The following is a 6,572-nucleotide window of genomic DNA, read 5'->3' on the forward strand; positions in this document are numbered from 1 at the left end:
TTTTGCTTCGGCGTTGCCTCGCAACTGCAAAGCAGAGCGTAATTCAAGCCCCTTCTCCCTTAACAAACAAAAGCTAGTTTTATTAAAATCAACCAGAATTTTCGCTAAAATCATACTCAAATTTTACTAAAGGAAAGCCAAAAATGATACTTTGTGAGGACGATTATCCGAGGATTTTGGATCAAATTTGCGACTATTTGACCGCGGGCGAGGTGGAGCTAAGCTTTGTGGATGCCGAGGAGATGAAGGAGATAAACGTCCGCCAGCGCGGCATCTACGAGACCACGGACGTACTGAGTTTCCCGCTTGAGATGCAGCTGCACGCGCCGCTTGGCTGTATCGTGATAAACACCGAGCTAGTCGCCGCCAAAGCCGCAGAGCTAGGCCACGGCGAGGATGACGAGACGGCACTGCTTTTTACGCACGGGTTGCTTCACGTGCTGGGCTACGATCATGAGAGCGACGCGGGCGAGATGAGGGCAAAGGAGTGCGAAGTGATCGAGAAATTTAGCCTGCCAAAGAGCCTCATCGTGCGAACGCAGGATGTGAGCGAAGAATAAGTTAGCTTCGTAAAGGTGCGGGTCATGCCAAGCGCAAAAATAAGCTCGGCGATAAAATTTGGCTTAAACCACGCCTGCTAAAAACGTTTCAAGCAGTCTGCAAAATTTACATTTCGCTATAGCAAATCAACGTGGCATTAAGCGCTAAATTGCCCCGAGCAAGCGATCAATTTTTCCCATCCGTCTATGCCGAGCCTGTCACGCAAAAAGACGTTTCTAACGCACACTTCGCCGCCACGCTCAAATTTCCTCAAATTTGTCGCGCGTAGTAGCTAGATATTTAATAATTTTGGCTAAATTTACGAAATGTTTTATGTTTTATCGTCTTTAATCATTATTTTTATGAATTACGTTTCTTACCGCGGGCTTTTTGCCGATGCCGCGCTCAGGCCGCTTGCCGCGCATAAAAGGGCGCTTGGGCTGTTTTTCCTGACGCTTGCCATGGGCGGCGTCGCGCTTGCTTTTTCGCTGCGGTTTAACTTTTTAGGTCCGAGCCTTCGCATCGCCTGTTCGCTGATGCTGGCGCTGACGTTTATTATCTTTTCGTTCGTACTTTTTACGAACGTCGTAGCTTTCGCCGCCCGTCCCGTAACCAAGCGCGTGTTTAGCGAGAGTAGGCGTAAATTTTTGCGCCTATATCTTGACGTCACGATACTTATCTTGGCGTTTAGCTACTTTTTTAGAGGTATCTTTAACGCCGTAAAATTACCCGAAGTAAAAGCCCAAGATATCGAGCTAAAGGGGCTAAATGGCGAGCTAAAAATCGCGGTCTTAACGGATATCCATCTGGGGGATTTTTTAGGAGCGGACTTTGCGCGGGCGGTAACCGGGCGCGTAAACGAGCTTGGCGCCGATGTGGTCGCGATCGTGGGCGATATCGCGGATCTGCCGCCGCACCGTTTGGCCGAGTTTATCGCGCCATTTAACGAGCTAAAGAGCAAATACGGCACCTTTTACGTGCCGGGCAACCACGAGTACTATAACGGCATAGACGGCACGATAAAAGCGATCCGCGAGACTACTAATTTTAAAATTTTAGGCAACGAAAACGTGCGAGTGGGCGGGGTAAATTTAGCCGGCGTTTATGATATCATCGGTTTAAGATTTAAGGCATACGAGCCAGATCTGGTCGCGGCTCTGGACGGTCGCGACGTAAATTTGCCTACCGTTTTGCTCGCTCATCAGCCTAAGTTTTTAAAATACATGGACGAAAGCGCGCCCGTGGATCTAGTGGTGAGCGGACACACGCACGGCGGGCAAATTTTTCCGTTTTCGCTGCTGGTAAGGCTCGATCAAAAATACGTCGCCGGGCTATATAGCGCAAACAAAAAAACGCAAATTTACGTTAGCCGCGGCGCTGGATTTTGGGGGCCGCCGGTGCGCGTGATGGCGCCTAGCGAGATTTCGTTATTAAGACTAAAAGGAGTTGTATGAGGGGACTTATTTCTAGGATATTTGGGTTTGTGGCGGCAGTTAGATTTCCGAGGGTTTTGCAAACATTTATCAATGAAAAATACGTAAGCGGCTTTAAAATCGACATGAGCGAGTTTAAACAGCCAAAGGAGTACGAGAGCCTCACGGCGCTTTTTACCCGCGAGCTACAGCGTCCGCGAAATTTTGACGTTTCGCCGCAGGCCTTTATCAGTCCTAGCGACGGCACGTGCCTGGAGCTCGGAGTGAGCAAGGAGCTAAAGGCGATCAGCGTCAAGGGGCACGAGTACGGTATCGCAGAGCTTCTGGGCGACAGTATGGACCGCAGCGAGCGAGACGCCGAGCTAGAGTATGTAAATATCTACCTCAGTCCGCGCGACTACCACCGCTACCACGTGCCTTGCGATATGAGGATATTATCCGCGCTTTACGTGCCGGGCGAGCTATATAGCGTAGCCGTTAGCGCGCTGCTAAAGGTGCCAAATCTATACGCTAAAAACGAGCGCGTGGTGCTAAAATGCGAGCTTGTAAGTGGCAAAAAGATGTGGCTGGTCTTTGTCGGCGCGCTAAACGTGGGCAAGATGAAATTTGACTTTGATGCGCGCATACAGACTAACGCCTACGCCGGCAACGTCGCGCTTTATGAATACGAAAATTTAAGCGCGAAAAAGGGCGAGCAGCTGGGGATGTTTGAGCTGGGCTCTACGATCCTCATCCTTAGCGAGCAGGGCGCGGTCAAATTTGATCTAGCAGCCGAGCAAAAGCTAAAATACGGCGACAAAATAGGAACTATCAACTAAGGAGGCGCAATGGGAACGCAACTAGTCGAACAAAACGAGCTAAAAGAAACGCTAGAACTAAAAGAGCGCATCGAAAACAACACGGTGGTCGAACTCTGGGAAAACAGCGAGGACTACGAGCGCCTGGCTAGCGCGACGCGCAAGACCATGCGATATATCAACGACGAGCAGATAAAGAGCTTTGCCGATGCGCTAAATCAAACGAACGAAAAGATCTTAAATTTGACCTTTGAGGGCGTGAAAAAGCATCATGAAAAGAAATTCGAGCAGATCAGAAAAAAGCAGAAAATCTACGTCGCTTCGGCATTTGCGGTCGGCTTTTTGATCGGTGCTTTGGCTGTTTGGATAGCGTTTAGAATTTTTGCGGGATAGATTTTAAGCTCGGCCGTTTGCTGTGCTTGCGTGCCGACCCGTTTGAGTTTGCCCGGTTTTTTGGTAAATTTGACTTTTAAACCGCGCGACTGCTTGCGGCTTGGACATGAGGGCTCAAAAGTTGACGCTTTGATTTTCGGATTTGCTTGAATATTTGGCTTTAAATTTGAGCACGGCGGCTTTTAAAATTTACGTATCATTGCGGGTTTGGAGTGAAATTTGACTTAGGGTGGCGGCTGTAAATTTGCTCTTTTTTCTGCGACGACCATCAAGCTCGACTCAACTTTTTATGCGGCGGATTGAACCGCTTTTTTATTTATAAAATTTGCATCCCAAATTTAGCCGCCGACTTACGTATCTGCGCAAAAAGCTAAATTTTTATTTTTCTTGTGGCGTGACGGATGATTTGCTGCGTGTTTTTGTTTTGCGAGCTTTGCCAGCGCACGAGCAGCTCTTTTGCGGCGGCGAAATTTACTTTTAGATAGTCTGCGACGCGTTGTTTGCTACCGAGCGCTGCACGAAGCGCACCTTGTCCTCTTTGAGTATCTCTAGTACCGCAAAAACGGGGCTCGGATTGCTAATAAAAAGCTCCAGTTTACTAGCCCAGGGTAGCTTTGGTCGCAGACCCTCGGATGCGAGTCCGCGTAGGTGGAAATTTGACGAGCGTGCCCACTGCGTCATGGTTTTGAGCGAGTCTTGCGGATATTTTTTGATAAAGGCGCGCACCGCGTACTCGCCCGTGCCGCGCTTCGTGATTTCCTCGATCGCTCTCATCGAGACTTCAAAGTCGTCTAGGCCGTAAATTTCGACGTATTTTGCTAGCGGCAAAGTCCAGTAAAAGTGCTTAAACATGCCCGTTTCGTTCGGGTTTTCTTCGCCTAAAATCGCGACCAAAATCTCCGCCGCGCGCCTAAAATCCGGCGGCAAAAGTTCATTTAGCGCGTTTGCGTGCGCCAAAATCCGTTGCGAATAGCCGAAATTTGGCGTGCTTTCAGCAATTTGCCCGCAGTAGCTATGCGCGTCAAATTTAGGATAGACCGCCTTTATCTTTTGTGATAAAATTTGCGCTAAATTTTCTTCGAAATATACCGCCAGTCCGCCGTTTTCCATATTTTCCTTTGAGTAGTTTTTTGAAAGGCGCAAAATTTAACGCCGAATATCAAAAAGCGGCATTAAATTTGTAGCCGTTACGCTCGTCAAATTTGACCGCCCGCGCAAGCAAAGCGTCAAATTTGTCGCAGTTTACGGGCTAAATTTTAAAATTAGCTCGCAAAAAGGGCGTTAAATTTAGTAAAAACTAAAAATAACGCCCGAAAGTAAAATTATTTGCACTCGACTTGCGGCATCTGCGCTAAAAATATCGGCAATTTTTGCTTGATTAGCGTGTGAAATTTGCTTCTATCCGCGATATTTAGAAACTTTAGCGCGTAGTGCGTGACTCTAAGCCCGCAATTAAGGCTTTTTACGTTGATTAGATTGATCTCGTAGTTGTCAAAATCAGGGTTGCCCGCGATCGGATAGTAGATCGTGTAAGCTTGATACTCTTTATCGTTTATAAACTTAAAATCATATTCTGCTTTGCCGAACTGCCCGCTTTTTAGCGCGGTTACAAAGGTCTTTTGATATTCGTTTATATCGGCGTTTTCATCGACGGTAACGCTTACTAGCTTGCTCCATTTAAAGCCCACTTTTTCATTGGGTAGATAATACTCGGCCGTTCTTGCGTTTTTTTGCTTTAGGATAAATTTATCGCCGTCTATCGCTATCTCGCTTGGCAGATTTACGCTATCTAGCGCGCTTTTTGGTAGCTCTATCTGCGTGGTTCTAGGCTGGGTGCAGCCGCCCAAAAACAGACAAACGGCCGCAACGGCGGCAAACGAAACTTTTTTAAAACTCATGTTTTTCTCCTTTATCGGTTGATTTTTTAAACTCCATGCACTTTTTAGCTAGCCCCGCCTCGCACTCTTTTTCGTGCAGCTTTTGCGCCTTTTGGCGTAGCGCGGCGGCTTGTTTTTTGTTGCTGCGCTCAAGGCGGCGCGCTAGATTTAGGCCCCCGCGCGCATCTCCGGCTTCGCAAGCCTCGCGAAAAAGGCTCGTAGCCTCGCTGGCGTCCGCTTTTATCACTTCACCTATGCCTTTTTCGTAGATCGCGCCTAGATTCGTGCAGGCCGGTTTTAGCCCGTTGTAGCAGGCGATCCCGTAAAAGTTAAAGGTTTTTGGGATATCTTGCGGCACGTCTACGCCCTCAAAATACGCGTCCGCTAGGCTCTCGCAAGCATCCAGTCGCCAAAGTAGGCAGGCCTTTTCAAAAAGCTCCAGTGCGCGTGGGACGTCCTTTTTTACGCTACGCCCATGAAATAGCATGTCGCCAAGCTCGGCGCAAGAAGCTCCAAAGCCGCCCTCGCAGGCCTTCTCGTGAAATTTGACCGCCTGCTCACTATCTTGCCGTACTCCGCCAAGCCCCTTTTTGTAGAGCTCTCCTAGCGCCGCGCAGCCATTTGCTACGCCCCTGTGGCACGACTCTTTGCCTAGTTCGTAGGCCGCCTCAAACTGCTCGCTTTGATACTGCGCCCAGCCGCCGTACAGCTCGTCCAGACGCTGGCTACCCTCGCATTTGTAGGCATTTGCGGCGCAGGCTTTGTCGTAGTAGGATATAGCGGCCTTGATATCCTGCGCAAAACCCGCCTCGCCGTCCTCGTAAAGCCTGCCCAAAGCCTCGCACGCTTCGTAAATTTTGCCCTCGCACGCAAGCGAGTAAAATTTGAGCGCTTTTTTCGAGTTTTTCGCAGCCTCGTCGCTTTCGCTCACCCAGCTGTCCGCGTACATGCCGCCTAGATAGTAGCAAACTACGGCATATCCGCGCTCGCAGGCTTTTACGTAGAGGTCTAGCGCCTTACTTTCATCCGTTGCGACGCCGCTGCCAGCTTCGTAAATTTGAGCTAGATTATAGTAGCTTAAACCAAATCCTTTTTCGCAGGCTTGCTCAAAAATCGCAGCGGCTTTGGCGTGTTCGCCGCTATTTTGGTGTAGCGAGGCTAGGCTGTCGCAGCCTCTTAGCTCGCCTGCGTCGCAAGCTTTTTGGTAAAATTTACCGGCTTTTGCGTCATCTTGCTTTACGCCTTTGCCGCTTTGGTATAAAAACCCAAGCCTTGCACACCCGCGCGCTTCGCCTGTTTCGCAGGCTTTTAGCCAAATTTGAGCCGCCCTTTGCTCATCGCCCGCGTCGTAGGCTGTTTGACCTTCGTCCGTCAAATTTGCGAGGGCGAAATTTAGCGCAAAAAGTAACAGTAAGACCAGTTTTATCATCGCGCTCCTTTGTTAAATTTTACTTGTTTTGTTTTTCAAATTTGATCTATTTTGCTTCTTTGTATGCCACAGTCCTGTTTGTATCGGACGGGTAGGTTGTCGC

The 6,572-nt window shown here is 48.9% G+C and carries 7 protein-coding genes; 4 read left to right on the forward strand and 3 right to left on the reverse strand.

The genetic code is table 11. The annotated features are described in order from the left end of the window. Window positions 1–143 precede the first annotated feature (143 nt). The 4 genes from ybeY to Q0200_RS02135 all read left to right on the forward strand — a co-directional run bounded on the left by ybeY (window position 144) and on the right by Q0200_RS02135 (window position 3,163). Window positions 144–560, forward strand: coding sequence for an rRNA maturation RNase YbeY (gene ybeY, locus Q0200_RS02120; protein WP_297937162.1), 417 nt, complete (start codon window positions 144–146; stop codon window positions 558–560). A gap of 342 nt (window positions 561–902) precedes the next feature. After that, on the forward strand, window positions 903–1,994 hold the full coding sequence (locus Q0200_RS02125; RefSeq protein WP_297937164.1) for a metallophosphoesterase: 1,092 nt from the start codon (window positions 903–905) through the stop codon (window positions 1,992–1,994). Continuing rightward, entirely contained in the window at window positions 1,991–2,791 is an 801-nt protein-coding gene (locus Q0200_RS02130; RefSeq protein WP_297937166.1) for a phosphatidylserine decarboxylase, read from the forward strand. Before Q0200_RS02125 ends, Q0200_RS02130 begins: the two co-directional genes overlap by 4 nt. A gap of 9 nt (window positions 2,792–2,800) precedes the next feature. After that, window positions 2,801–3,163, forward strand: a complete 363-nt coding sequence (locus Q0200_RS02135) for a hypothetical protein (protein ID WP_297937168.1) — start codon at window positions 2,801–2,803, stop codon at window positions 3,161–3,163. 477 nt (window positions 3,164–3,640) lie between these two features. On the opposite strand, the gene Q0200_RS02140 is transcribed toward Q0200_RS02135, so the two are convergent. The 3 genes from Q0200_RS02140 to Q0200_RS02150 all read right to left on the reverse strand — a co-directional run bounded on the left by Q0200_RS02140 (window position 3,641) and on the right by Q0200_RS02150 (window position 6,469). Further along, complete coding sequence (locus Q0200_RS02140) at window positions 3,641–4,273, reverse strand: 3-methyladenine DNA glycosylase (protein ID WP_297937170.1); 633 nt, start codon at window positions 4,271–4,273, stop codon at window positions 3,641–3,643. A gap of 212 nt (window positions 4,274–4,485) precedes the next feature. Next, window positions 4,486–5,061: a hypothetical protein gene (locus tag Q0200_RS02145; protein ID WP_297937172.1), complete on the reverse strand. Its 576-nt coding sequence runs from the start codon at window positions 5,059–5,061 to the stop codon at window positions 4,486–4,488. Beyond that, the gene (locus Q0200_RS02150; protein WP_297937174.1) at window positions 5,051–6,469 is read right to left on the reverse strand and encodes a tetratricopeptide repeat protein; all 1,419 of its coding nucleotides are present in this window, start codon (window positions 6,467–6,469) and stop codon (window positions 5,051–5,053) included. The genes Q0200_RS02145 and Q0200_RS02150 overlap by 11 nt, the downstream gene beginning before the upstream one ends. Window positions 6,470–6,572: the final 103 nt, after the last annotated feature.

It is taken from the genome of uncultured Campylobacter sp. (assembly GCF_938045225.1).
GTDB lineage: Bacteria > Campylobacterota > Campylobacteria > Campylobacterales > Campylobacteraceae > Campylobacter_A.